Source organism: Terrabacter koreensis (assembly GCF_054783315.1).
The window spans coordinates 1-25,038 of sequence record NZ_BAAGQU010000008.1 but is presented as its reverse complement, the minus strand read 5'-3'; the positions used below and the strand labels follow the sequence as shown (position 1 = coordinate 25,038).

Below are 25,038 nucleotides of genomic sequence, written 5' to 3'. Positions count from 1 at the left end.
CGTCTCGAAGAGCACCACAAGGAAGTGAGACACCGATGAGACGCACCACTGCCATCACGGTCGCCTGCATGGCGGCCACCGCCCTCACCGTGACCGCCTGCGGTCGCGACGGCGAGAACGGCGGTTCCGGCGCGGCACAGACCGGCGCTGCCGTCAGCTCCGGCAAGGCCACCGGCGAGATCACCGTCTGGGCCATGGGCGCCGAGGGTGACAACCTCCCCAAGCTCACCAAGGACTTCGAGACCGCCAACCCCGGCGTCAAGGTCAAGGTCACGGCGATCCCGTGGGACGCCGCCCACGACAAGTTCACGGCCGCTATCGCCGCCGGCAAGACGCCGGACGTCGCGATGGTCGGCACGACGTGGATGGGCGAGTTCGCCGCGAGCGACGCGCTCGACCCCACGCCGGCACAGGTCGACAAGTCCGCCTTCTTCGAGGGCGCCCAGAAGACGACCGAGGTGAACGGCACCTCCTACGGCATCCCGTGGTACGTCGAGACCCGAGTGCTCTTCTACCGCACCGACCTCGCCAAGAAGGCCGGCTACGACGCCGCCCCCACCGACTGGCAGGGCCTGAAGGACATGGCCAAGGCCATGCAGACCAAGGCCGGCGCCAAGTGGGGCATCGGCCTGCAGGCCGGCGGCGAGGGCTCCTGGCAGACCCTCATGCCGTTCGCGTGGTCCGAGGGCGCCGACCTCACCAAGGACGGCGGCAAGGCCTACAACTTCGACAGCCCGCAGATCCTCAAGGCGGCGCAGTACTACCAGTCGTTCTTCACCGACGGCATCTCCAACAAGGCCGCCCCGGCGACCCCGACGACCGAGCCGGACTTTGCCAAGGGCACGGTCCCGATGTTCATCTCCGGTCCGTGGATGATGTCGGCCGTCGAGAAGGTCGGTGGCCCCGGCTTCAAGGACAAGTACAACGTCGCGCCGATCCCGGCCGGCTCGGCCGGCTCCTCGTCGTTCGTCGGCGGCTCGAACTTCGTCGTCTTCAAGAACACGAAGAACCGCGACACCTCGTGGAAGTTCGTCAACTGGCTGGCCGACCCCAAGGTGCAGGCCAAGTGGTACACGCTGTCGACCGACCTGCCGTCGGTCAAGAGCGCGTGGCAGGACCCGACCCTCGCCTCCGACAAGAAGCTCGCCGTCTTCGGCAAGCAGCTCGAGACCGCCAAGGCCCCGCCGTCGTTCCCGACGTGGGAGCAGGCCGTCAAGGCCCTCGACACCGAGCTCGAGAAGGTCACCAAGAGCGGCGAGGACCCGGCGACCGGCCTCAAGAACGCCCAGCAGCAGGCCGACTCCATCGGCACGGGCATGTGATCGCATGACCGCCCAGACCGGCACGACCGGGTCCCCCACCGGGCCCGTGACGCCAGCCCCGGCAGCCACCGCGGGGCGACCTGACGACAGGTCGCCCCGCGGGGCGGGGGAGGCAGGCGCCCAGCGCCGGGGAACGTCCCGCGCCCGGGAGGGCCGGGCGGCCTGGATCCTCGCGATCCCCTTCTGCCTGCTCTTCCTCGCCTTCACGGCCTGGCCGGTGCTCCAGTCGCTCTTCATGAGCATCACCGACACGAGGGCACGCGACCTGCGAAAGCCCTTCTCGGTCAACATCATCGGCTTCGACAACTTCGCCAAGGCGCTGTCCGACCCGATCTTCCGCAAGGCTGCTGCCAACACGGCGTACTTCGTGCTCGTCGGCGTGCCGCTGACGCTCGTGCTCGCCCTGGCCGCGGCCCTCGCGCTCGACAGGGGCATCACCCGGTTCCGCGCGATCTTCCGGCTCGGCTTCTACCTGCCGGTCATCACCTCGATCGTCGCGGTCGCCGTCGTGTGGCGTTTCCTCCTGCAGGACCCGGGCGGCCTCATCAACACCGTGCTCGGCTGGGTCGGCATCAGCGGCCCGAACTGGCTCGGCGACCCCGACTGGTCGATGCCGGCGCTGATCATCATGGCGGCGTGGCGCAACTTCGGCACGGCGATGATCATCTTCCTCGCCGGCCTGCAGGCGGTGCCGGCCGAGCTGCACGAGGCGGCGGCCATCGACGGCGCCAACGCGTGGAAGAGGTTCCGGCACGTCACGCTGCCGCTGCTGCGCCCGACGATGCTCTTCGTCATGGTGACCACCTCGATCGGCTACCTCCAGGTGTTCGAGGAGCCCTTCGTCATGACCAAGGGCGGCCCGCTCAACAGCACCATGACGGTGTCCTACTACACGTACCAGCAGTTCGGCTTCGGCAACTACGGCCTCGCGTCGGCGATGAGCTACCTCATCTTCGTCGTCATCGCGATCGTCACGGCGCTCCAGTTCCGGCTGCTCCGAGAGAGGACCTGACCATGTCCGTCGACACCGCACCCCGTCCTGTCGGCAAGCCCGGTCAGTCCGGCCCGTCCGGTCCCCGGAGCCGCGACAGCAAGCCGCGTCTCGGCATGGTCGGGTCGAGCCAAGGCAGCAAGTGGTGGCTCTACGTCATCCTCACCGTCGCCCTCGTGGCCGTGATCGCGCCGTTCATCTGGATGGTGCTCGGCAGCTTCAAGAACGAGGGCGAGCTGCGGCAGGTGCCCCCGACCTGGCTGCCCGAGAGCGCCTCGCTCGACAACTACACGCAGCTGTTCGACAAGCTGAGCTTCGGCCAGTTCTTCACCAACTCGATCGTCGTCGCGGTCGTCGTGACCATCGGCAACCTCGTGTTCTGCTCGATGCTCGGCTACGCCCTCGCCATGCTCGACTTCAAGGGCAAACGCGTCATCTTCGTCGCCGTCATGACGACGCTGATGATCCCGGGTGTCGTCACGTTCGTGCCGCTCTTCGTGCTCGTCGCGAACGCCGGTCTCATCGACTCGCTGCCCGGTCTGTTCCTGCCGTTCCTCGTCAGCCCGTTCGGCGTCTTCCTCATGCGCCAGTTCATCCTGGGGCTGCCCAAGGACCTGCTCGACGCAGGCCGCGTCGACGGGGCGGGCGAGCTGCGGATCTTCTGGAAGATCATCCTGCCGCTCTGCGGGCCGGCCCTGGCGACGCTCGGCATCCTCACCTTCCTCGGCAGCTGGAACAACTTCCTGTGGCCGCTCGTCGTGGCGCAGTCGGAGGACAAGTACACGCTCCCCGTCGCGCTCGCCCTCTACTCGACCGGCCAGAACAGCACCAACTACGGCCTGCTGCTCGCCGGCGCCACGGTCGTCATCGTCCCGATCCTCGTGGTCTTCCTCGTCTTCCAGAAGCGCTTCATCGAGGGGATCGCCACCACCGGCCTCAAGTGACCCGAGTGTCCGACCCACTGAACGGAGCACCGCCCATGCAGTTCCCCGCCAAGCAGACCTCCGCCACCCGTCCGAGCCGCCGCTCGTTGCTCGTGGGCGGGGCGGCCTCGGTCGCCGCCTTCGCCCTCGCCCCCAGCCCGAGCGCGCGCGCCGCCGGCGCCCCCGCGTTCGTCCGGAGCACCCCCACCCTCGCGCTCGACAAGGGGCGCGTGCACACGTGGGCCGCCGACACGTGGCGCAGCCTCGTTGCGATGACCGACCCCAAGACCGGGCTCCCGGCCGACAACATCCCCGAGTCGCTCGCCGCCGGTGACCGCTCCGGCTACACCTCGCCGACGAACATCGGCGGCTACCTGTGGTCGACGGTCGTCGCCCGTGAGCTCGGGATCATCACCCGCGGCGAGGCCTCGGCCCGCCTGGTGCGCACCCTCAAGACGGTCGAGCGCATGGAGCACCACACGCCGAGCGGCATGTACTTCAACTGGTACGACGAGGCGACCGCCGAGACGCTGCACACGTGGCCCGGCTCGGGCGACAAGGTCGTCCCCTTCTGCTCGAGCGTCGACAACGGCTGGCTGGGCGCCGCCCTCCTCGTGGTCCAGCAGTCCGACGCGGCCGCCCGGCCCTGGGCCAAGCGGATCTTCGACCGCATGCGCTGGGACGCCTTCTACAACGACAACAGCGACCCCGCCCACCAGGTGCACACCGGCGGCCTCATCCACGGCGGCTTCTACCCGTACGAGAACGGACGCCCCGGCGGCACCTACCAGGGCACCCACATCGGCGGCGACCCCGTCTGGCTCACGACGCACCACTACGACACGACGGTGTCCGAGACCCGCATCACGAGCTACCTCGGCATCATCACCGGCCAGATCCCGCCCAAGCAGTACTTCGCGATGTGGCGCACCTTCCCGGCCACGTGCGACTGGTCGTGGCACGAGATGCAGCCGGTCGGCGAGAACCGCACCTACTACGGCATCGACGTCTACGAGGGCGCCTACACCTACCGCGGAATGCACATCGTCCCGGGCTGGGGTGGCTCGATGTTCGAGGAGCTCATGCCCGACGTCTTCGTCGACGAGGCAGCCTGGGCGCCGCGGTCGTGGGGCCGCAACCACGTGCTGCACGTCCGGGCCCAGCGCGAGCACGGCCTCATCGAGGCCGGCTACGGCTACTGGGGTTTCAGCCCCTCGAGCAACCCGGCCGGGGGCTACCGCGAGTACGGCGTCGACGCGCTCGGGCTCAACCCCACCGGCTACATGTCCGACCAGGAGAGCACCAACTACGACCCCGGCTTCGGCACGTGCCGGGCGGCGACGAACCCGAACCCGACGTACGGCGACGGCGTCGTGACGCCGCACGCGTCGTTCCTGGCCATGCAGCACGAGCCCGGCGAGGCCTTCACGAACCTCGCCGCCATCCAGGCCGACTTCGACTCCTACGGGCGGGGCGGCTTCTTCGACGCCATCGCGGTGAAGTCCGGCACGGTCGCGCGGCGCTACCTCTCCCTCGACCAGGCGATGATCATGGGCGCAGCCGGAAACGTGCTGGGCGACAACGTGATCCGCCGCGCGTTCTCCACCCCGGCGGTCCGCAACGCGCTGCAGCCGGTCATCGGCATCGAGGAGTTCGGCGCGAGCCCGGTCGGCTGACCGGCCGCACGCCAGGACGAGAGACCCACTACGAAAGGCGGCACCCGTGCGCCCCGAGCTCAGCACCACGGACGACGGAGTGGAGTACCGCGACCTCAACGGCAACGGCCGGATGGATCCCTACGAGGACCCTCGGCTCGACGTCGAGTCGCGGGTCGAGGACCTGCTCGGGCGGCTCTCCCTCGAGGAGAAGGTCGGCCTGATGTTCCAGACGGTCATCGAAGCCGGCGCCGACGGCTCGCTGCTCGAACACCCCGGCAACATCAGCAAGTCGCCGACGAGCACCGTGGTGCTCGAGAAGCACCTGAGCCACTTCAACGTCCACGCGCTCGACGACCCCCGCATGGCGGCGCGCTGGAGCAACCAGCTCCAGGCGCTCGCCGAGCGCACACCGCACGGCATACCCGTGACGGTGTCGACCGACCCGCGGCACGCGTTCATCGAGAACGTGGGCGTCTCGTTCTCGGCAGGCGCGTTCTCGCAGTGGCCCGAGCCGCTCGGGCTCGCGGCCCTGCGTGACCCCGAGGCCGTATGCCGTTTCGCCGACGTCGCGCGCCAGGAGTACGTCGCGGTCGGCATCCGCGCGGCCCTGCACCCCACGCTCGACCTCGCGACCGAGCCGCGCTGGGCGCGCCAGGCCGGCACGTTCGGCCAGGACCCCGACCTCGTCACCGAGCTCGGCGTCGCGTATCTCAAGGGTTTCCAAGGGGATTCGCTCGGCTCGGACAGCGTCGCGTGCACGAGCAAGCACTTCCCCGGTGGCGGCCCGCAGAAGGACGGCGAGGACGCGCACTTCCCCTACGGGCGCGAGCAGGTCTATCCCGGTGGCCGCTTCGACGACCACCTCAAGCCGTTCCCGCCGATCATCGAGGCGGGCACGGCCGGGATCATGCCCTACTACGGCATGCCCATCGACCTCGAGGTCGACGGCGAGCCGATCGAGCCGATCGGCTTCGGCTACAACAAGCAGGTCGTGACCGGCCTGCTCCGCGAGAAGCTCGGCTACGACGGCGTCGTCGTCACCGACTGGGAGCTGGTCAACGACAACCACGTCGGCGACCAGGTGCTCCCGGCCCGCGCCTGGGGGGTCGAGCACCTCGACCCGCACGGTCGCATGGAGCTCATCCTCGAGGCCGGCGCCGACCAGTTCGGTGGCGAGGAGTGCGTCGACATCCTGCTCGACCTCGTCGCCCAGGGGCGCGTCACCGAGGCCCGAGTCGACGAGTCGGCGCGCCGGATCCTCGCCGTGAAGTTCCGGCTCGGCCTGTTCGACGACCCCTACGTCGACGAGGACGCTGCCGCTGAGACCGTCGGTCGCCAGGACTTCCGCGACGAAGGGTATGCCGCGCAGGCCCGTTCGGTGACCGTGCTGCACAACGAGGACGGCCGGCTGCCGCTCGAGCAGGGGCTGCGCATCTACGCCGAGCGCGTGTCGCCCGAGGCGGTCGTCAAGCACGGCAAGCTCGTCGACCGTCCGGAGGACGCCGACGTCGCCGTGGTGCGGCTGACGGCGCCCTTCGACCCGCGCTCGGACCTCTTCCTCGAGTCGTGGTTCCACCAGGGGTCGCTCGACTTCCCGCCGGGGCTCATCGCGCGGCTCGAGCGCATCGCGGCGGTGTGCCCGCTCGTCGTCGACGTCGTGCTCGACCGGCCCGCGGTCGTGACGCCGCTGCTGCGCATCGCGTCGGCCGTCGTCGGCAGCTACGGCAGCAGCGACGACGCGCTGCTCGACGCGGTCATGGGCACCATCGCGCCGGTCGGGCGGCTTCCCTTCGACCTGCCCCGGTCGATGGACCAGGTGCGGGCCCACGGCGAGGACGTGCCCGGCTACGACGACCCGCTGCTCCCGTTCGGCCACGGCCTGACCATCTGAGACCCCTCCCGAACGGGAGGTCCCCAGGCAGGCACTCACTCCCCCCAGGGTGTGACCCCCTCGCACCCCGAGTGCCCGGCGAGCCCTGGTCGCTACCCACCGCGACCGGGGCCTCGTCGTGCCTGCGCCGGTGCGTCGGTCGTGCGGGCGTCAGCCCGTGTAGCCCTCGACGGTGCGCTCGGACCGCACCTCGGCGGTGTCCGGGTCTTCGCCGAACTCGCGCTTGGCCCGGCGCTGGCGCAGCAGGTCCCAGCACTGGTCGAGCTCGACCTCGAGACTGCGCAGCCGGGCATGCTCCTCGTCGACGCTGATCGAGCCGGCCTGCAGCGCCGAGCGCAGCTGGTGCTCCTCGTCGATGAGCGACTTGATGTGGTGCTGGACGGAGACGTCGTCGGCCATGCGGCCACCTTCGCACGCGCCCGGCGCCCAGTCGAGAGTGCCGTCGAGGGCTAGCGTGGGGCGGGTGACCACGTACGCGCTCGTCCCCGGTGCCGGCGGCGCCGCCTGGTACTGGCATCGCGTCGCGCCGCTGCTCGAGCAGGCCGGACACGAGGCCGTCGCCGTCGACCTGCCCGGTGACGACCCCGCCGAGGGGCTGCCCGAGTATGCCGCCCGTGTCCTCAGCGCGGTCGACGGACGTGACGACGTGGTGCTCGTCGGGCAGTCGATGGGCGGCTTCACCGTGCCGCTGGTCGCGGAGCGGCGGCCGGTGTCGGCTATCGTCCTGCTGAACGCGATGGTCCCGGTGCCGGGTGAGACCGCCGGCGCGTGGTGGGACGCGGTCGGCTCGGAGGCGGCGCGGGTCGCGGCCGCGCGCGACGGGGGCTATCCGGAGGAGTTCGACCTCGACACCTACTTCCTCCACGACGTCGATCCCGAGGTCGCGGCATCGGGGGAGGAGCACCAGCGTCCGGAGGTCGACCGGGCGTTCGAGACCCCCTGCGACTTCGAGCGGTGGCCGGACGTGCCGATCCACGCCGTCGCGGGCGAGGGCGACCGCTTCTTCCCGGTCGATCTGCAGCGGCGGGTGGCCCGGGAGCGGCTGGGCGTCGACCTCGACCTCGTCCCCGGCGGCCACCTGGCCGCGCTGTCGCACCCGAGGGAGCTCACGGCATACCTCGTCGGGTTGGCGCGATGAGCGGCGCACCCGGCAGCGGCGACACCGACAGCGGCGACAGAGACCGCAGTGAGTTCGACAGGGCGTACTGGGAGCAGCACTGGCAGGGGAGTCAGGGGGAGGCGTCCGCGCCGAACCCGCACCTCGTCCGTGAGGTCGGGGGCCTGACGCCGGGCACGGCGCTCGATGCCGGCTGCGGCGAGGGCGGTGAGGCGCGCTGGCTCGCCGGGCGGGGCTGGCACGTCACGGCCGTCGACATCTCGCGCGAGGCGCTCGCGCGGGCCGCGGCGCTCGGAGGAGTCGACGGCGGCGACGGCGACGACGGCGACGCCGGGGGTCGGGTGCACTGGGTCGAGGCGGACCTCACGACGTGGGCGCCCGACCGGCAGTACGACCTGGTGACGACGCACTACGCGCACCCGACGATGCCGCAGCTCGGCTTCTACGACCGCGTCGCCGCCTGGGTCGCACCGGGTGGCTCGCTGCTCGTCGTCGGGCACCTGCACCGGGAGGGCGGTCACGGCCACGGAACCACCTCGACCGACGACCCGCCCGAGCACGCCACGGTGACGCTCGCCGACATCACGGAGCGTCTCGACCCCGGCGAGTGGGACGTGCAGACCGCCTCGGAGCACACGAGGTCCGCCGCGCACGGGAGCACCCTGCACGACGTCGTGGTGCGCGCGCGTCGGCGCGACTAGGACCTGTCGGTCAGGCGCTCGGCGCCCGGCGGCGTCGGCGACGGGGCACCCCGAGGGTCGTCTCGCGCGCCTCGAGGGTCCAGGCGACGGGGATCTCCTCGGCGGCGCCGGTGTAGCCGTCGATGCGGCGCGCGAGCATCTCGAGCGCGGACCGGGCCAGCCCCGTGAGGTCGGGGGAGATGGTCGAGACGGTGGGGTTGGAGTAGCGGGTCTCGGCGATGTCGTCGAAGCCCACGACCGCGACGTCGTCGGGCACCGCGACCCCGGACTCGACGCAGGCCCGCAGGGCCCCGATCGCCATGAGGTCGTTGAAGCAGAAGACCGCGTCGGGCGGCTCGGGCAGCTCGAGCAGGTGCCGCATCGCGGCGTGCCCGTCGGCGCGCTCGAAGTGGGGCACCTCGACGACGAGGCTCTTGTCGTAGGGGAGGTCTGCGGCGCGCAGCGCCTGCCGGTAGCCGCGCAGTCGCTCGGAGGCCGTGCCCTTCACGGTCTCGCGGCCGATGGCAGCGATGCGGCGGCGCCCTTGTGAGACAAGGTGTTCCGTGGCGGCACGCGCTGCCGCGACCGAGTCGACGGCGATGTGGTCGAAGCCGGTGGGGACGGGCCGCTCACCGAGCAGCACCATGGGCAGGCTGTCGGCCCGCCGGCTGATCTCGTCGGCCGAGAGGGCCAGCGGCGAGAAGATCACGCCGTCGATGACGTGCGAGCGCATGCCCTCGAGCACGACACGCTCGGCGTCGGCATCGCCTCCGGTCACGTCGAGCAGCACGATGAAGCCGAGGGCAGCGGCCTCCTCGGTGATGCGCGCGGCGAGCTCGGCGAAGTAGGGGGAGTCCATCGCCGGGACGGCCAGGGCGAGGAAGCCCGCCCGCCCGTGCTTGAGGCTGCGTGCCGAGAGGTTGGGCCGGTAGTGCAGCTCGGCCATGGCGGCCTCGACCCGCTCACGCGTGCTGGCCTTGACGTGCGGGTGGTTGTTGAGCACGTTCGAGGCGGTCTTGACGGAGACGCCGGCGCGCTCTGCGACGTCACGAAGCCGTGCGGCCACCCGCGCCTCCTGTTCGACACTCGCCGTCGACGCTCGACGATCCAGCCGGGGAAAGCCCGACCGAGGAACAGGCTAGCGCCCGCACCCGACGGTCCGAGCCATCTTCGAACCGGTTCGGTACACCTCTGGACAGGTTTCGGTAACCGTTGTAATTTTCAGATCACACCCAAGTGGGTAACCGTTGTAAGAACGGTGTGCCCACTCCGACGGTCAAGGAGGACCGGATGGGACGAGCGACAGTGCGGCTGGACCCCGCGTTCACGGTGGGGCCGGTGCGGCCGAGGACCTTCGGGTCCTTCGTCGAGCACATGGGCCGGTGCGTCTACACCGGCATCTACGAGCCCGGTCACCCCGAGGCCGACGAGCTGGGCTTCCGCTCGGACGTCGCCGCCCTGGTGCGCGAGCTCGGCGTGACCACCGTCCGATACCCGGGCGGCAACTTCGTGTCGAACTACCGCTGGGAGGACGGCATCGGCCCCAAGGCCGACCGCCCCACCCAGCTCGACCTGGCCTGGCGGTCGGTCGAGACGAACCAGGTCGGCACCGACGACTTCGTCGACTGGGCCCGCGGGGTGGGTGTCGAGCCGATGATGGCCGTCAACCTCGGCACCCGCGGCGTGCAGGAGGCCATCGACCTGCTGCTCTACTGCAACGCCGAGACCGGCACGTCGTGGCCCGACCTCCGGGCCAAGCACGGGCACCACGAGCCCCACGACGTACGCGTGTGGTGCCTCGGCAACGAGATGGACGGTCCGTGGCAGATGGGCCACAAGACCGCCGAGGAGTACGCCCGCGTCGCCGAGGAGACCGCCCGGGCCATGCGCCGCGTCGACCCGGGTCTCGAGCTCGTCGCCTGCGGCTCGTCGAACCGCGGCATGCCGACGTTCGGCACGTGGGAGCGCGTCGTGCTCGAGCGCTGCTTCGACCTCGTCGACCACATCTCGGCGCACGCGTACTACGAGCCCGTCGACGGCGACGTCGACTCCTTCCTCGCCAGCGGCGAGGACATGCACCGCTTCATCGAGTCGGTCGTGGCCACCGCCGACCACGTCGCCGCCGTCAAGGGGTCCGACAAGCGGATCACCGTCTCGTTCGACGAGTGGAACGTGTGGTTCCAGGAGCGTTTCCACGGCGAGAACTCCCTCGAGATCCGCGAGGCGCCCGAGCTCATCGAGGACGTCTACGACGTCACCGACGCGGTCGTCGTCGGGAGTCTGCTCATCACCCTGCTCCAACACACCGACCGCGTCGCGATGGCCTGCCAGGCACAGCTCGTCAACGTCATCGCCCCCATCGCCACACGCCCCGGGGGTGGCGCCTGGCGGCAGACGATCTTCCACCCCTTCGCCCTGACCGCCCAGCACGCCCGCGGCACCGTGCTGCGCCCCGCCGTCGCCTGCGACACGATCGACACGTCGGCCTACGGGCCCGTCGACCAGGTCGTCGTCACGGCCACCCACGACCCCGACACCGGCGACCTCGCCGTCTTCGTGGTCAACCGCAGCCGCACCGAGGCGGCCGAGCTCGTGCTCGACGTCGCGGACGCCGTGGGCGCCGGCCCGACGGCATACACCCTCGTGGAGCACCTCGCGCTCCACGACGACGACACCTCGGCGACGAACACCGAGGCGAACCCTGACCGTGTGACGCCGCGTCCGGGGGACGCGTCGGTAGACGGGCCCACCCTCACCGCAACCCTGCCGCCCACCTCCTGGCACTGCATCCGACTCACCGAAGGGACCGTTCGATGACGAACACCCAGCCCCACAGCCCCCTGACCCCCAACCCCGTCACGCGTCGCACGATCCTCTCCGGCGCCTTCGGCCTCGCCGGCCTCGCAGGCCTGGCCGCCTGCGGCTCCGGCTCCAGCGGCGTGCCCGGCCAGGCTCCCGCCGTCTCCGCCGGTGGCGGCGCGACCGGCTACTCCGGCCCGAAGGTCGCGCTCCAGTTCTGGAACGGCTTCACCGGCGGAGACGGGCCCTTCATGAAGCGACTCGTCGACCAGTTCAACTCCGAGCACCCGAACATCGCGGTGAGCATGAACACGATGCAGTGGGCTGACTACTACGCGAAGCTGCCCGCCGCCGTCACCGCGGGCAAGGGCCCCGACATCGGCATCATGCACGTCGACTCGGTCGCGACGAACGCCGCGCGCAACGTCATCCAGCCGCTCGACGACGTCGCCTCGGCGCTCAAGCTCAGCGAGAGCGACTTCGCCCCGGTGCCGTGGAAGGCCGGCATCTACAACGGCAAGCGCTACTCCATCCCCCTCGACGTGCACCCGCTCGGCTTCTTCTACAACAAGACCGTCATGGAGAAGGGCGGCCTCGACCCCGAGAAGCCGCCGATGACCGCGGACGACTACATGGCTGCGCTGGAGCAGCTGAAGTCCAAGGGCATCCAGGGGCACTGGGCGACGCCCTTCCCCTTCACCGGCAGCATGTCGGTGCAGTCGCTCATCTGGCAGTTCGGCGGCAACCTCTTCTCCGAGGACGCCAAGCAGGTCCTCTGGGCCGACGACCCCGGCGTCAAGGCGCTCACCTGGTTCCAGGACCTCGTCACCAAGGGCTACTCGCAGGGCAAGATCGCCCAGGACGCCGACATCATCGCCCTTCAGAACGGCAAGACCGCCTTCAACTGGAACGGCATCTGGACGATCAACACCCTCAAGGAGAAGTCCGGGCTCGACTGGGGCGTCGCGCCGCTGCCCAACATCGGTGGCACCAAGGCGGCCTGGGCCGGCTCGCACCAGTTCGTCCTGCCCACCTCGCGCACGCCCGACGAGAACAAGCAGACCGCCGCGCGCGTCTTCCTCAACTGGATCAGCCAGAAGAGCCTCGAGTGGGCCAAGGGCGGCCAGGTGCCGGCCCGCAACTCGGTGCGCGAGTCGGCCGAGTTCAAGGCGCTCAAGGACCAGGAGACCCTGGCCACCCAGATCGACTACCTGCACTTCCCGCCGGCGGTCGCCGGCATCGGCGACGCGATCCCGGAGTTCGAGAAGGCCCTGAACCAGGCCGTCCTCGGCGGGCAGGACCCCAAGAAGGTGCTCTCCGACGCCGCCGGACGCGCCACGAAGATCCTCGAGGCCAACGCGAAGAAGTACGGCGGCTGACGTCATGGCTGTGACGACGGCACAGCCCACCAGACCCTCGTCGGGAGCGCCACCCACGCCGGGTGGGCGGCGCTCCCGGGGAGCCCGGTCCGGCATCCACGGCTCGGGGTGGACCCCCTACCTCTTCCTCGCCCCGTTCCTCGTCCTCTTCATCACGTTCGTCGCCGTGCCGGCCCTGCTCGGCATCTGGATCTCCCTGCACGACTGGGACTTCCTGCTGCCGAACAAGCCGTTCGTCGGCGCCCAGAACTACACCGACCTGATCGACAGCGGGGCACCGCAGTTCCAGCCGTTCTGGAACGGCATGAAGGCGACCGGGATCTTCGTGCTCATCAGCGTGCCGTTCCTCGTGACCCTGCCGCTGCTGCTCGCGATCGTGCTCAACCGCAAGTTCCCGGGCCGCACGTTCTTCCGCGCGGTCTTCTTCGCGCCGTTCGTCCTCGGGGTCGCCGTCGTCGGCCTCATGTGGCGCTACCTGCTCGACCCGTCGTTCGGCATGGTCAACGGGCTGCTCGGCGCGCTGGGCCTGCCGAGCGACACCGCGTGGACGACGGAGCAGCCCTGGGCGTGGATCTCGCTCGCGGCCGTGACGATCTGGTGGACCATCGGCTTCAACGCCGTCATCTACCTCGCCGGGCTCGCCGACATCCCGGCCGAGCACTACGAGGCCGCCGACATCGACGGTGCGACCGCGTGGCAGAAGCTGCGCTACATCACCATCCCGGGGCTGCGGCCAGTGCTCATCTTCATCGTCGTCACGACGGTACTCGCCAGCGCGAACATGTTCGGGCAGAGCTACCTCATCACCAAGGGCGGGCCGGGCGACTCGACCCGCACGGCCATCATGGAGATCGCCGACCTCGGCCTGTCGCAGTACCGGATGGGCCAAGCCTCCGCGATGAGCTACGTGCTTGCGGTGTGCCTCGCCCTCATCGCGCTCGTCAACTTCTGGTTGCTGAGGGAGAAGAAGTCATGAAGCGCCGCAACGGGCCCCTCTTCTGGGTGGGCATGGGGCTGCTCTCGCTCGTCTTCATCGGGCCGCTGCTGCTCGTGCTGCTCACGGCCTTCAAGTCCCAGAGCGAGTCGCGCACCGTCCCGCCGACGTACTTCCCTTCGGAGCCGAGCCTGCGGGCCTTCGACGTGCTCTTCTTCCAGGACGCGGCAAGCCCGGTGGCCCGCTGGTTCCTCAATTCCCTCATGGCGGCCACGCTGCAGGCGCTGCTCGTCCTCGTCGTCTGCTCGCTCGCGGGCTACGCCTTGGCGCGCATGGAGTTCCGCGGCAAGAACGTCATCTTCACGGTCATCATCCTCACGCTGTTTCTCCCCGGCTTCATCTTCCTCATGCCGAACTTCCTCATCCTCGACAAGCTCGGCTGGCTCGACCAGATCTGGGCGCTCGTCGTGCCCGGTGCGGCCGGTGCGTTCGGCGTCTTCTTCATGCGGCAGTTCTTCATGGGGATGCCGAAGGAGCTCGAGGAGAGTGCCCGCCTGGACGGGGCGGGTCCGTTCCGCACGTGGTGGTCGATCGTGCTGCCCAACGCCAAACCCGCCCTGGTGACCCTCGGCGTGCTCAGCTACCTCAACAACTGGAACGACTTCATCTGGCCCATCTACGTGCTCTTCTCACCCGAGCGCCTCACTCTGCCTGCGGGACTCAGCCGCCTGCAGGGTGCCTATTCCATCGACTACCCCGTCGTCATGGCCGGCGCGATGCTGGCCGCGATCCCCGTCCTGGCGCTCTACGTCTTCGTGCAGCGCTACGTCATCGAGGGCGTCGCGAGCAGCGGCGTCAAGGGCTGAGGAGGCCACCGTGGCACGTCTGTCCCGCACGACCTTCACGCGCGGGATCGCCTGCGCCGCAGCAGCGCTCGTCACCGCCGGTGTGGTGAGCGTGGCACCCGCCAGCGGGTCGGTGGTGGCCGCGGAGGCCCGCGACACGGCATACGAGAACGCCGTCTCCGACTCGTTCTCCGACACGTTCGCCGACCCGTCGGTCATCCGCGGGCGCGACGGCTGGTGGTACGCATACGCCACGTCCGACCCGCTCAGGGCCGGCGACGCCCCCGGCGCCATGCACATGGCGCGCACGAAGGACTGGTCGAGCTGGGAGTACCTCGGCACGGTCTTCACGTCGGCCAACCGGCCGGCGTGGGCCACCGCGACCGCAGGCCTGTGGGCGCCCGACATCCGTTACGTCGCGGGCAGGTACGTCCTCTACTTCACCGTCACCGACACGACGCTCAACGCCGGCGACGACTCCGCGATCGGCGCAGCGACCGCCCCGACGCCGTCGGGTCCGTGGACTCCCGCCCCCGCGCCGGCCGTCCCACCGCGGCCGGCGCCGGGTGGCGGGTTCCTCTGGACCTTCGACCCGGCCGGTTTCACCGACACCGACGGCCAGCGCTACCTCTACTACGGCAGCTACTTCGGCGGCCTGTGGGCCACGAAGATGTCGGCTGACGGGCTCACCCCGGTCGGCCCCGCCACCCAGGTCGCCATCGACAACCGCTACGAGGGCTCGTTCGTCGTGCGGCACGGCGACTGGTACTACCTCATGGGATCGGCGGCCAACTGCTGCGCGGGTCCGACGACCGGCTACTCCGTCTTCGCCGGCCGTTCGCGCGCACCCCTCGGCCCCTTCGTCGACGCGGAGGGGACGTCGCTGCTCACGTCCCGCGTCGGCGGCACCATCGTGCTGACTCAAAACGGCAACCGCTTCGTGGGCGCCGGCCACCACGCCGTCGTCACCGACTCCGAGGGCCGCGACTTCATCGCCTACCACGCCATCGACCGCAACCGGCCCTGGCTGACCGCGCCGTTCGGCATCAACCGTCGGCCCATGCTCCTCGACCGGCTCGACTGGGTGGACGGCTGGCCCCGTACCCGCGCGGGCCACGGTCCGTCGGACACGCCCCAGCCCGCCCCGTCGCTGAACTCGGCGCTGGGCATCACGCCGACCGACCCGGCAGCGGGTGGCTTCAAGGGGATCGCCGCGGGCCCGGCCGACCCGGTCGGGGGCGCCACGGCCGCCATCCGCGGCACCGCCTCCACGGTGCAGGCGGCCCCGGCCGGGGCACTGCACGTGCGGCTCGACCACCAGGGCACCGCGCCGCTGCGCGTGCTCCTCGGTCGCGACCCCGCGGTCAAGGTGACCCTCGACCCCACCGGCCGCCGCCTCACCGCCCAGGTCGACGACGGAGGCACGGTGCGGTCGTCGACGACGGCACTCCCCGTTGCCGCCGCCGGCGCGTGGCGCACCCTCACCGTCGAGGCGACAGCCGAGGGACTCACGGCCGAGGTCTCCGAGAGCGACCTCGCCGACGTCACCTCCCGTGTGCACCTCGACGGCGCCGTCGAGCCCCGCTCGGCGCCGGTTCGCCTGAGCAGCAGTGAGGCCCGGGTCGACAACGTCGTCGTGAACCCGGCCGCGCGCGACGCGACGGCCCTCGCTCCGGTGCCGCAGGCCGGCGCGCTCCTCTCGGCCGAGGAGTTCGACGACCCGGCACTCGCCGGCTTCACCTGGGTGCGTCGCAACCCCGCAGCGACCGTCTCGGGCGGCAGCCTCAACTGGCCCGTCGAGGGCAAGGACCTCGTCGGCGGCGGCAACGACGCCGGGGTGCTGCTCCACGACACCCCCGGTGACGGCGACTGGATCGCCGAGGCGAAGACCCGCCTCGACCTCGGCACCGACACGGTGCGCAACTACCAGCAGGTCGGCATCGTCGCCTACCAGGACGACGACGACTTCGCCCGCCTCTCCAACGTCGCGATCTGGAACACGCGCCAGACCGAGTTCGGCCGTGAGACCGCCGCCGACCCGGCGAACCCCGACGGCCGCACGAGCTACGGCGGCGCCAGCGTCGGCACCTCCGCCCCGACGCTGTGGCTGCGGCTCGCGCACCACCGCACGGCCACCGGCGAGCACCTCTACCGCGCCGGCACCAGCCGCGACGGCGTCACCTGGACGTGGGGCGCGACGTGGACCTTCCGCCCGGGCACGTCCCCGCGCATCGGTCTCGTCGCCCACGGAGGGGCCTCGCCGGCCGTCACCGCGCACGTCGACCACCTGCGCTTCTACGCGTCGACGTGGCCCACCGACCGCGGAGCAGGATGAGCCGCGCCCGGGCCCGCACCCCGACCGCATCCCTCGTGGCTGCCGCCCTCGCTGCCGCCCTCCTCGGCGGCTGCGGAGGCGGCACGCCCACCACCACCACCGGAGACACCGTGACCACACCTGCCAGCAGCGCCACGGGCACAGCGACGAATCCCGTCTGGCCGAGCAACTTCCCCGATCCGCAAATCCTCCCCGACGGCGACGCCTGGGTGGCCATCGCCACGAACGGCAACGGGATGAACGTCCAGACCCTCACCTCCGACGACCTCGTCACGTGGACCCAGGGCGCCGACGCCCTCCCGCAGCTGCCCGCCTGGACGACGAAGGGCAAGGTGTGGGCGCCCGAGGCGCACCGCTTCGGCGACCGCTGGGTCATGTACTACACGACCATGGCGCCCGACCCAGCGATCCAGTGCGTCGGCGTCGCCGTCGCCGACGACCCCAAGGGTCCCTACCGCGACACCAGCCCCGGCCCCCTCGTCTGCGAGAAGGACCAGGGCGGGTCGATCGACGCGTCGCCCTTCGTCGCGAAGGACGGCACGGCATACCTCTACTGGAAGAACGACGGCAACGCCGTCGGCGTCGACACGTGGATCTCGGTGCAGCGTCTCTCCGCCGACGGGCTGAAGCTCGAGGGCCAGCCGAAACGCCTGATCCGACAGGACCTTCCGTGGGAGGGCAACCTCGTCGAAGCGCCCTTCGTGTGGGAACGCGACGGCGTCTTCCACCTCTTCTACTCGGCCAACGACTACGGCAGCGACAAGTACGCCGTCGGGCACGCAACCGCGGCGTCGCCCACCGGGCCCTTCGCCAAGGACCCCGTGCCGGTGCTCACGAGCACCGACGTCGCCGCCGGGCCGGGTCACTGCGCCCTGCTCGAGAAGGACGGCCGGGTGCTGATGGTCTACCACGCCTGGGACCCCGCCGCGATCGGCTCGGACGTGCCCGGGCGCACCATGTGGCTGAGCGAGGTCACCTTCGACGGGCGCAAGGTCTCGGTGACGCCGCCGAGCGCGAGGCTGCCCGCCGCGCTCTGACCGGTTTGCGCCGTTGCGGGTGTATCAAGCCCCGCGCCCACGTCTCTGTCTGACAGGGGATGGGTGCGGGGCCAGAGGGGAACTCGGGGGAGGCCCCGCACCAGCCCGAAACGCTTGGGCGGCTGGCCCGTTGAGGTACGTTAACCGCCACCAGGGCCCGGATTCGCAGACCTGATCAGTCGCGAGCCGGGCCCTCGAGCGTGCCGCCGTATGCCGCCGTATGCCGTCGTATGCGTCCGTGCCGCCGGGTGCCGTCAGGTGCGTGCCGACGCCACGACCTTGCCCATGCTGGTGCGCACCTCGACCGACTTGATCTCGTAGGTGGGCACCGACGTCGAGCCGGTGAGCTTCGTGTAGCCCGAGCCGCCCGCGCGCCACGAGGCGGCGGCGTACTCCTTGCCGTAGTTGTCGACGACCCACAGGGTCAGGGGACTGTCGGTGGGCAGGCCGGAGCACTCGAGGTCGAGCTGCGTGCCCCACCCGCGGGTCACGAGGGCGACGTCGACCGAGGCCGCACTTCCCGGTGCGGATGCCGTGACGTGGGTCGTCGGCGGTTCGGGGGTCGTGGCCCGCAGGATCGACGGGCCGAGCCAGGCGCCACCGGCGAAGAGGGCGACCGCGGCGGCCGCACCGAGCACCGAGGCGAGGGTGCGGCGCCGGCGCCGCCGCCGGCCGACCTCGGTGAGCAGGGTGGACACCCGCTCGTCGTCGGGCTCCTTCATGAGCGGGATCGGGGCACCGGGCGGGGGTGCGACGAGGTGCAGGCCACCCTCGGGCCCCGCGAGGTCGAGCAGTCGCGGCAGGCCGGAGACCTGGCCCAGCTCGGCCTGGCACTGGGTGCACGTGCGCAGGTGCTCGCTGTAGGCGCGGTGGTCGTCGTCGGACAGGCCACCGAGCACGTACGCGCCGAGCAGCACGTGCAGGTCGTCTGGTCCGGTGGTCATCTCGTCACTCCCATCTCGTCGAGGATGACGCGCAGGTTGCGCACGGCGTAGTAGGCCCGGGACTTGACGGTGCCCTCCGGCACGCCGAGCCGGAGCGACGCCTCGGCGACGGACAGTCGTTGGTAGTAGAGGCACCGTACGACGTCGCGGTGGTTGTCCTGGAGCCGGCCGAGGGCCTCCTCGACGAGCACCTGGTCGAGGGCCTGGTCGAGGGCCGAGTCGCGCTCGGCGATCTCGGTGAGGGTGGCTTCCTGCGGGCGGCGGCCCGCGGCGCGGTGCTGGTCGACGATGAGGTGCCGGGCCGTGGTGATGAGGTAGGCGCGGAGGTTGTCGGCCTGGGGGGCCTGCTTCCACACCCGCAGGATCACCTCCTGCACGATGTCCTCGACGCGGTTCGCGTCGTTCGTCGCCCGCCAGACGACGCGGCGCAGCATGGGGCCGTGCTCGCGGTAGATCTCCGCCACCGCCTCCTCGTCGAGCGGCACGTCACCCCACCTCCTCTCGCGGCGCCCACGGTGTCCTGTCGCCTGCCTCAGTCAAGGACGTCGGGACACCGTGAACCGTTCACGTGGCCTTCAGGTGAACCGTCTCACGAGAACAGGCGTTTTCGCGTTCGGACGTCACGTCCGGCGTCCCCCTCGAGGAGGTCAACATGATGCGAGCCCGATCCATCAGCACCGCGGCCCTCGCCGGCACGGTCCTTCTTCTCTCGGCGGCCTGCGGCTCGTCGACACCCGACACGTCGACCCCGGCCGCGTCCTCGCCGGCTGCGGCGTCGTCCTCGTCCTCGTCCTCGGCGTCGTCGAGCGCTCCGGCTGCGATGGTGCACCCCGACGTGACGGAGCTCAAGACGGCCAGCTCGTCGCTCGGCACCATCGTCACCGACAGCGACGGCATGACCCTCTACATGTTCGACAAGGACACGAAGGGCGCGACGAAGAGCGCCTGCGAGGGCAAGTGCCTGACCGCGTGGCCCCCGGCGATGATGGGTGCCTCGGAACCGAAGCTCACCGGTGTCACGGGCAAGGTGGCCGCGATCGACACCCCCGACGGCAAGAAGCAGCTCACCCTCGACGGCTGGCCGCTCTACTACTGGTTCAAGGACGCCAAGGCGGGCGACGTCAGCGGTCAGGCGGTGCAGGGCGTCTGGTGGGTGCTCGACCCCGCCGGCACGCCGATCAAGACGAAGCCCTGAGCAACCCTGAACGACCTCGGGACGCCTACCGTTGGCGCATGAGCGCCGACATGCCGGACCCGGCACAGCACCCGGTCACGGGTGGGCTCTTCCGCTCACCCGTGCCGCCGGGCACCGGTTGGCCCGGCGACCCGGCGACGGCGGACACGCCCGTCGCGACCACCGCGGCGCAGGTGCGGCGCCTCGCGAGCCAGGCGGACGGCATACGCGAGCTGGATGCGCGGGTCAGCGTGTGCCGCGCCTGCCCCCGCCTCGTCGCGTGGCGTGAGTCGGTCGCCGTGAGCGGCCGCCGGGCCGCGTTCGCCGACCAGCCGTACTGGGGACGCCCGGGCCCGTCGTTCGGCGACCCCGACGCGGAGGTGCTCGTCGTCGGGCTCGCTCCGGCGGCCAACGGCACCAACCGGACCGGGCGGATGTTCACCGGCGACCGCTCGGGCGACTGGCTGTACGCCGCGCTCCACCGCGCCGGCTACGCGAGCCAGCCGACGTCGGTGTCGTCGGGCGACGGGCTGACGCTGACCGGCCTGCGCATCGTCGCGACCGTGCGCTGCGCGCCGCCGGCCAACAAGCCGACGACCGAGGAGAAGGCGACGTGCGCGCCGTGGCTCGATCGCGACCTCGAGCTGTCGGAGCCGCGGCTGCGCTCGCTGCTCGCACTCGGCTCGATCGGGTGGGACGCGGCGCTCGGCGCGGCCCGGCGTCGCGGCTGGGCGGTGCCGGTGCCCAAGCCGCGGTTCGGTCACGGGGCGGAGGCGCTGCTCGTGACCGGGTCCGGTCGGCCGGTGCGGCTCGTCGGCAGCTACCACGTGAGCCAGCAGAACACCTTCACCGGCAAGCTCACCGAGGCGATGCTCGACGAGGTCATCGGGCGTCTCTGAGGGGGCCGTGGCAGGATCGCCCGTCATGACCGAGACCCAGCCCGACGCGTACTCCTCGGTCGTCGGCGAAGCCGACGCCGAGCTCGACCAGCGGCTCTCCGACGAGCTCGACGTCGTCAACGCCGCGGCGACCGTCGGCACCCCTGCTGCCCGAGAGCTCACCGTGCGCCTCACCGACAGCGACGGTCAGCTGGCCGCGGGCGTCAGCGGCTGGACGTGGGGCGTCGCGGCGGGCATCGGCATGACGTGGGTGCGGGCCGACACGCGTGGACAGGGCCTGGGGGAGCGGCTGCTCGCCGAGTTCGAGGCCGAGGCCAGGGCTCGTGGGTGCACGCACGTCTTCGTCACCTCGTTGACCTTCCAGGCGCCCGGCTTCTACGAGAAGCAGGGCTACCGAGAGATCTTCCGCTGGGAGGGCGTGCCCACCCCCGACGCCTCGGACGTGCACTTCCGCAAGGAGCTGTGAGACGCGCTGAGTACGCGTGCCGTCGCCGGGCCCTGGTGACGCATCCGATCGTTGGGTCATGAGCCGGCACACCTTCCGCCCGTATGCCGTCGCGCTGGGGCTGCTGTGGGGGTTGCCCCTGCTGCTCGTCGTCGTCCTCCACCTCACGCTCCCGACCCACGTCGCGGGCGGTGGCTGCGAGGGCATCGGCTTCGGGTGCTCGCTGGCGCCCGCCGACGCCGTGGTGCTGCTCGGGATGCTCGCTGCTCCGGTGTTCCTGCTCATCGGACTCGTCGTGTGCGTCGTCATCGCCGGTGTCGGCGCTCGCCGCGACCGGCGGGAGCGCGGGCCCGTCGGTTAGCGTTGTGGGCATGGCCGGCCAGCCGTACTGGGAGAGCCCCGTGGAGAAGCAGATCCGCGAGGCCCAGGAGCGTGGCGACTTCGACAACCTGCCGGGCGCGGGCAAGCCGCTCGACCTCAGCGACGCCGGCGACCCGGACTGGTGGCTCAAGCGGTTCGCCGAGCGCGAGAACCTCGACCTCGGTGCTGCGCTGCCCGGCCCCCTGGCGCTGCGCAAGGAGGCCGCGGGCTACCCCGAGTCGCTCGTCGACGTGCGCACCGAGGCTCAGGTTCGCGAGATCATCGAGGACTACAACAGGCGCGTCCTCGCCGACCGGCTCCGTCCGGCCGTGGGCAACCTGCCCCCGCTGCTGGCCAAGACGCTCGACGTCGACGAGATGGTCGAGCGCTGGCGGCCGCTGCGCGAGGAGCGCGAGGAGCAGCGGCGCCGGTCGCGCGAGGAGCGCCAGGCGGCCGCAGCCGCGGCGCGGCAGAACGGCCCGTCGTGGTGGACCCGGATCTTCGGGCGCCGTTCCTGAGTGAAGTCTGGGAAAACCATGCCGGTTGCATGGGAACGGGAACTCGAGCCTGCCCGAAACCCCTACGGGGCCGGTGGTCGCACTACGGTCGAGCGGCCCACCCCGCACCGAACACCTTGAGGTGACCCATGAGGCGTCCCACCCCCCGCACCGCGGGCCTCGCCCTCGCAGCAGCCGGCTCGATCGTCGGCTCGCTCGTCGTCGGCAGCGCCGCACCGGCCCTGGCCCACGGAGACTCCGGCGGCCGTCACGACCAGACCCTGACCCCGCGCACCGAGTTCGTCATGGCGCCCGACGGCTCGAGCGGTGCCACCGAGGGGGGTGCCGGCATTCCCAACATCGACTCGGTCAAGAAGACCATCGCCGCCTACTACGGCGACCCCGGCACGGGCCTCGCCAACCGCACGGCCTCGCCGTACATCACCGAGATGCAGCACCTCACGAGCAGCATCCGCGCGGGCCTGCAGGCGAAGTACGACGCCGCCGCCGCGATGGGCAAGAAGCCGGCCCTCGTCTTCGACGCCGACGACACGACGCTGTGGACCTACGACATGGAGGTCGCGGACATGAAGTTCGTCTTCGACCCCGTGCGCCAGGACCACTGGGTCCAGAACAAGCTCTTCCCGGCCACGCCGTCGATGGTCTCGCTCGTCAACGACGCGCAGGCGATGGGCTTCACCGTCTTCGGCCTCACCGGCCGCGGCGCCGCCCAGAAGGACGCGACGATCGGCAACCTCAAGGACGTCGGCTACAACGCCTTCACCCCCGACACCTACTTCACCAAGTGGGCGGGCTCGACGCCTCCCGCGTACATCACGTGCGCGACGGCCAAGTGCACGACGGTGGAGTACAAGGCCGGCACCCGCAAGCACATCGAGCAGGACCTCGGCTACGACATCGTGCTCAACGTCGGCGACCAGTGGAGCGACCTGCAGGGCGGCTACGCCGACGCGTCGGTCAAGCTGCCCAACCCGACGTACTACCTGCCGTCACCGAACCTCCCGGGGGTCGACGAGCCCGAGCTCGCGCCGCGCACGGAGTTCACGATGGCGCCCGACGGCTCCAGCGGCCGCACCGAGAGCGGGGAGGGCATCCCCAACATCGACTCGGTGAAGAAGACGATCGCCACCTACTACGGCGACCCCGGCTCCGGCCTCGCGAACCGCACCTCCTCGCCCTACATCGCCGAGCTTGCCGCCCTCGAGCAGCGCAACACCCAGCGGCTCGAGAGCGAGTGCCGCCAGGGCGTCCGCAAGGGTACGAAGCCGGCCGTCGTCTTCGACGCCGACGACACGACCCTGTGGACCTACGACATGGAGGTCGCGGACATGAAGTTCGTCTTCAACCCGACCCGCCAGGACTACTGGGTGCAGAACAAGCTCTTCCCCGCGACGCCCGGAATGCCCTCTCTCGTCAAGGCGGTCGCCGACTCCGGCTGCACGGTCATCGGCCTCACGGGCCGCAACACGGGTCAGAAGGTCGCGACCCTCGCCAACCTGCACGAGCAGGGCTACCCGCAGTTCACGAGCGACCTCTACTTCACGAAGTGGAAGAGCTCCGAGACCCCGCCCGCCTACATGCAGGGCCACTGCAAGGCCTACCCGACGTGCACGACGATCGAGTACAAGTCGACGACGCGCGCGCACATCGAGCGCGACCTCGGCTACGACGTCGTCGCGAACTTCGGCGACCAGTTCAGCGACCTCATCGGCGGCAGCGCCGACCGTGCGGTCAAGCTGCCGAACCCGACGTACTACCTGCCCTGACGGGTCCTACTCGGGTCTCACTCGGTGCTCCCGGGTTCGTGGCCGACGAAGCGGACGAGGTCCGCGACGGAGTCCACGACCCGGGTGGGCCGGTAGGGAAAGTTCTCGATCTGGGCGCGTGACGTCGAGCCGGTGAGCACGAGCACGCTGCGCAGGCCCGCTTCCAGGCCCGAGATGATGTCGGTGTCCATGCGGTCGCCGACCATGATCGTCGTCTCCGAATGGGCGTCGAGCCGGTTGAGGGCGCTGCGCATCATGAGCGGGTTGGGCTTGCCGATGTAGTACGGCTGGCGGCCGGTCGCCGTGCTGATGAGCGCCGCGACCGAGCCCGTGGCCGGCAGCAGTCCCGCGGGGCTCGGGCCGCTCGGGTCGGGGTTGGTCGCGATGAAGCGGGCGCCGTTGTCGATCAAGCGGATCGCTCGGGTGATGGACTCGAACGAGTAGGTGCGCGTCTCGCCGAGCACCACGTAGTCGGGGTTGCGGTCGGTCATGACGTAGCCGACGTCGTGCATCGCCGTCAGGATGCCGGCCTCGCCGACGACGTATGCCGTGCCGCCGGGTCGCTGGTCGGCGAGGAACTGCGCGGTCGCCAGGGCGGAGGTCCAGATGGCGTCCTCCGGCACGTCGATGCCGCTGGCCAGCAGGCGGGCGCGCAGGTCGCGTGGGGTGAAGATCGAGTTGTTGGTGAGCACCAGGAAGCGCTTGCCGGAGGCCTTGAGCGCCTCGATGAAGTCGGAGGCGCCGGGGATCGCGTCCTCCTCGTGGACGAGCACGCCGTCCATGTCGGTGAGCCAGGTGTCCACGGGCCGGTGATCGGTCATGGGCCCATTGTGTCGACCCGCGAGGCTCGGTGCCGCCGGACCCGCTCAGTGATAGCGCATCACGGCCGCGCCACTGAGCGGGACCCACGTCGCTGAGCGTTGCCCCGGTCAGCGAGCCGCAGCGGGGCTACCGTCGGGTCAGTGTCAGGGTGACAGCACCGCTCACGCGGTGGTTGGGTCCTGATCATCGGTTGTCTGGC

Annotated in this window: 24 protein-coding genes; 19 read left to right on the top strand and 5 right to left on the bottom strand. The window is 70.8% G+C overall.

The genetic code is table 11. The features are described from left to right. Positions 1-35: 35 nt before the first annotated feature. From ACYVNR_RS17405 to ACYVNR_RS17385, 5 genes are read left to right on the top strand one after another with little or no spacing between them, the layout of a single operon-like run. Positions 36-1,322 (top strand): sugar ABC transporter substrate-binding protein, encoded by a 1,287-nt coding sequence (locus ACYVNR_RS17405; protein WP_458801326.1) that lies wholly within the window; start codon positions 36-38, stop codon positions 1,320-1,322. A gap of 4 nt (positions 1,323-1,326) precedes the next feature. Continuing rightward, entirely contained in the window at positions 1,327-2,334 is a 1,008-nt protein-coding gene (locus tag ACYVNR_RS17400) for a carbohydrate ABC transporter permease (RefSeq protein WP_461049704.1), read from the top strand. A gap of 2 nt (positions 2,335-2,336) precedes the next feature. Continuing rightward, a complete protein-coding gene (locus ACYVNR_RS17395; protein WP_082080975.1) occupies positions 2,337-3,257 on the top strand; it encodes a carbohydrate ABC transporter permease in 921 nt (306 codons plus the stop codon). Positions 3,258-3,292: 35 nt separating this feature from the next. Beyond that, on the top strand, positions 3,293-4,912 hold the full coding sequence (locus ACYVNR_RS17390) for a glucoamylase family protein (protein WP_461049701.1): 1,620 nt from the start codon (positions 3,293-3,295) through the stop codon (positions 4,910-4,912). 46 nt (positions 4,913-4,958) lie between these two features. Further along, positions 4,959-6,785: a glycoside hydrolase family 3 protein gene (locus tag ACYVNR_RS17385; protein ID WP_461049699.1), complete on the top strand. Its 1,827-nt coding sequence runs from the start codon at positions 4,959-4,961 to the stop codon at positions 6,783-6,785. A 150-nt stretch (positions 6,786-6,935) separates the two neighbouring features. On the opposite strand, the gene ACYVNR_RS17380 is transcribed toward ACYVNR_RS17385, so the two are convergent. Continuing rightward, entirely contained in the window at positions 6,936-7,184 is a 249-nt protein-coding gene (locus tag ACYVNR_RS17380) for a DUF2630 family protein (RefSeq protein WP_045191583.1), read from the bottom strand. A 64-nt stretch (positions 7,185-7,248) separates the two neighbouring features. Here ACYVNR_RS17380 and ACYVNR_RS17375 point away from each other — a divergent pair, with 64 nt between their 5' ends. Both ACYVNR_RS17375 and ACYVNR_RS17370 read left to right on the top strand, forming a co-directional pair. After that, positions 7,249-7,923: an alpha/beta fold hydrolase gene (locus tag ACYVNR_RS17375; RefSeq protein WP_461049697.1), complete on the top strand. Its 675-nt coding sequence runs from the start codon at positions 7,249-7,251 to the stop codon at positions 7,921-7,923. Continuing rightward, positions 7,920-8,603: a class I SAM-dependent methyltransferase gene (locus ACYVNR_RS17370; RefSeq protein ID WP_461049695.1), complete on the top strand. Its 684-nt coding sequence runs from the start codon at positions 7,920-7,922 to the stop codon at positions 8,601-8,603. The genes ACYVNR_RS17375 and ACYVNR_RS17370 overlap by 4 nt, the downstream gene beginning before the upstream one ends. Positions 8,604-8,613: 10 nt before the next feature. Here the strand turns inward: ACYVNR_RS17370 and ACYVNR_RS17365 are convergent, their stop codons facing one another. After that, on the bottom strand, positions 8,614-9,648 hold the full coding sequence (locus ACYVNR_RS17365) for a LacI family DNA-binding transcriptional regulator (RefSeq protein ID WP_458801314.1): 1,035 nt from the start codon (positions 9,646-9,648) through the stop codon (positions 8,614-8,616). A 224-nt stretch (positions 9,649-9,872) separates the two neighbouring features. Between ACYVNR_RS17365 and arfA the strand changes: the two genes are divergently transcribed. Genes arfA through ACYVNR_RS17335 form a run of 6 tightly spaced genes read left to right on the top strand, consistent with a single transcriptional unit; the run spans position 9,873 to position 17,911 of the window. Next, complete coding sequence (gene arfA, locus ACYVNR_RS17360) at positions 9,873-11,399, top strand: arabinosylfuranosidase ArfA (protein ID WP_045191567.1); 1,527 nt, start codon at positions 9,873-9,875, stop codon at positions 11,397-11,399. Further along, positions 11,396-12,760, top strand: a complete 1,365-nt coding sequence (locus tag ACYVNR_RS17355; RefSeq protein WP_461049692.1) for an ABC transporter substrate-binding protein — start codon at positions 11,396-11,398, stop codon at positions 12,758-12,760. The genes arfA and ACYVNR_RS17355 overlap by 4 nt, the downstream gene beginning before the upstream one ends. 4 nt (positions 12,761-12,764) lie before the next feature. Then, the gene (locus tag ACYVNR_RS17350; protein ID WP_461049690.1) at positions 12,765-13,736 is read left to right on the top strand and encodes a carbohydrate ABC transporter permease; all 972 of its coding nucleotides are present in this window, start codon (positions 12,765-12,767) and stop codon (positions 13,734-13,736) included. Next, positions 13,733-14,560 carry a carbohydrate ABC transporter permease gene (locus ACYVNR_RS17345; RefSeq protein WP_052677354.1) on the top strand — a complete coding sequence of 276 codons (828 nt, stop codon included), beginning with the start codon at positions 13,733-13,735 and terminating at the stop codon, positions 14,558-14,560. Before ACYVNR_RS17350 ends, ACYVNR_RS17345 begins: the two co-directional genes overlap by 4 nt. 10 nt (positions 14,561-14,570) lie before the next feature. Then, positions 14,571-16,874: a family 43 glycosylhydrolase gene (locus ACYVNR_RS17340; protein WP_461049688.1), complete on the top strand. Its 2,304-nt coding sequence runs from the start codon at positions 14,571-14,573 to the stop codon at positions 16,872-16,874. Next, complete coding sequence (locus tag ACYVNR_RS17335; protein ID WP_461049686.1) at positions 16,871-17,911, top strand: glycoside hydrolase family 43 protein; 1,041 nt, start codon at positions 16,871-16,873, stop codon at positions 17,909-17,911. The genes ACYVNR_RS17340 and ACYVNR_RS17335 overlap by 4 nt, the downstream gene beginning before the upstream one ends. 254 nt (positions 17,912-18,165) lie before the next feature. Here ACYVNR_RS17335 and ACYVNR_RS17330 read toward each other — a convergent pair whose 3' ends face one another. Then, positions 18,166-18,855, bottom strand: a complete 690-nt coding sequence (locus ACYVNR_RS17330; RefSeq protein WP_052677355.1) for a zf-HC2 domain-containing protein — start codon at positions 18,853-18,855, stop codon at positions 18,166-18,168. After that, a complete protein-coding gene (locus ACYVNR_RS17325; protein ID WP_045191572.1) occupies positions 18,852-19,340 on the bottom strand; it encodes a sigma-70 family RNA polymerase sigma factor in 489 nt (162 codons plus the stop codon). Before ACYVNR_RS17325 ends, ACYVNR_RS17330 begins: the two co-directional genes overlap by 4 nt. Before the next feature lie 167 nt (positions 19,341-19,507). On the opposite strand from ACYVNR_RS17325, the gene ACYVNR_RS17320 reads away from it, so the two are divergent. The 6 genes from ACYVNR_RS17320 (at position 19,508) to ACYVNR_RS17295 (ending at position 24,017) form a co-directional block, all read left to right on the top strand. Beyond that, complete coding sequence (locus ACYVNR_RS17320; protein WP_458801304.1) at positions 19,508-20,050, top strand: COG4315 family predicted lipoprotein; 543 nt, start codon at positions 19,508-19,510, stop codon at positions 20,048-20,050. Positions 20,051-20,088: 38 nt separating this feature from the next. After that, positions 20,089-20,928: a uracil-DNA glycosylase gene (locus tag ACYVNR_RS17315; protein ID WP_461049683.1), complete on the top strand. Its 840-nt coding sequence runs from the start codon at positions 20,089-20,091 to the stop codon at positions 20,926-20,928. A gap of 25 nt (positions 20,929-20,953) precedes the next feature. After that, complete coding sequence (locus tag ACYVNR_RS17310; RefSeq protein ID WP_461049681.1) at positions 20,954-21,394, top strand: GNAT family N-acetyltransferase; 441 nt, start codon at positions 20,954-20,956, stop codon at positions 21,392-21,394. Between the two features lie 58 nt (positions 21,395-21,452). Further along, complete coding sequence (locus tag ACYVNR_RS17305) at positions 21,453-21,734, top strand: hypothetical protein (protein WP_461049679.1); 282 nt, start codon at positions 21,453-21,455, stop codon at positions 21,732-21,734. A gap of 10 nt (positions 21,735-21,744) precedes the next feature. Further along, positions 21,745-22,251: a DnaJ family domain-containing protein gene (locus tag ACYVNR_RS17300; RefSeq protein WP_461049677.1), complete on the top strand. Its 507-nt coding sequence runs from the start codon at positions 21,745-21,747 to the stop codon at positions 22,249-22,251. A gap of 128 nt (positions 22,252-22,379) precedes the next feature. Continuing rightward, a complete protein-coding gene (locus ACYVNR_RS17295; protein WP_461049675.1) occupies positions 22,380-24,017 on the top strand; it encodes an HAD family acid phosphatase in 1,638 nt (545 codons plus the stop codon). 17 nt (positions 24,018-24,034) lie between these two features. On the opposite strand, the gene ACYVNR_RS17290 is transcribed toward ACYVNR_RS17295, so the two are convergent. Then, positions 24,035-24,838, bottom strand: a complete 804-nt coding sequence (locus ACYVNR_RS17290; RefSeq protein WP_045191577.1) for an HAD-IIA family hydrolase — start codon at positions 24,836-24,838, stop codon at positions 24,035-24,037. Positions 24,839-25,038: the final 200 nt, after the last annotated feature.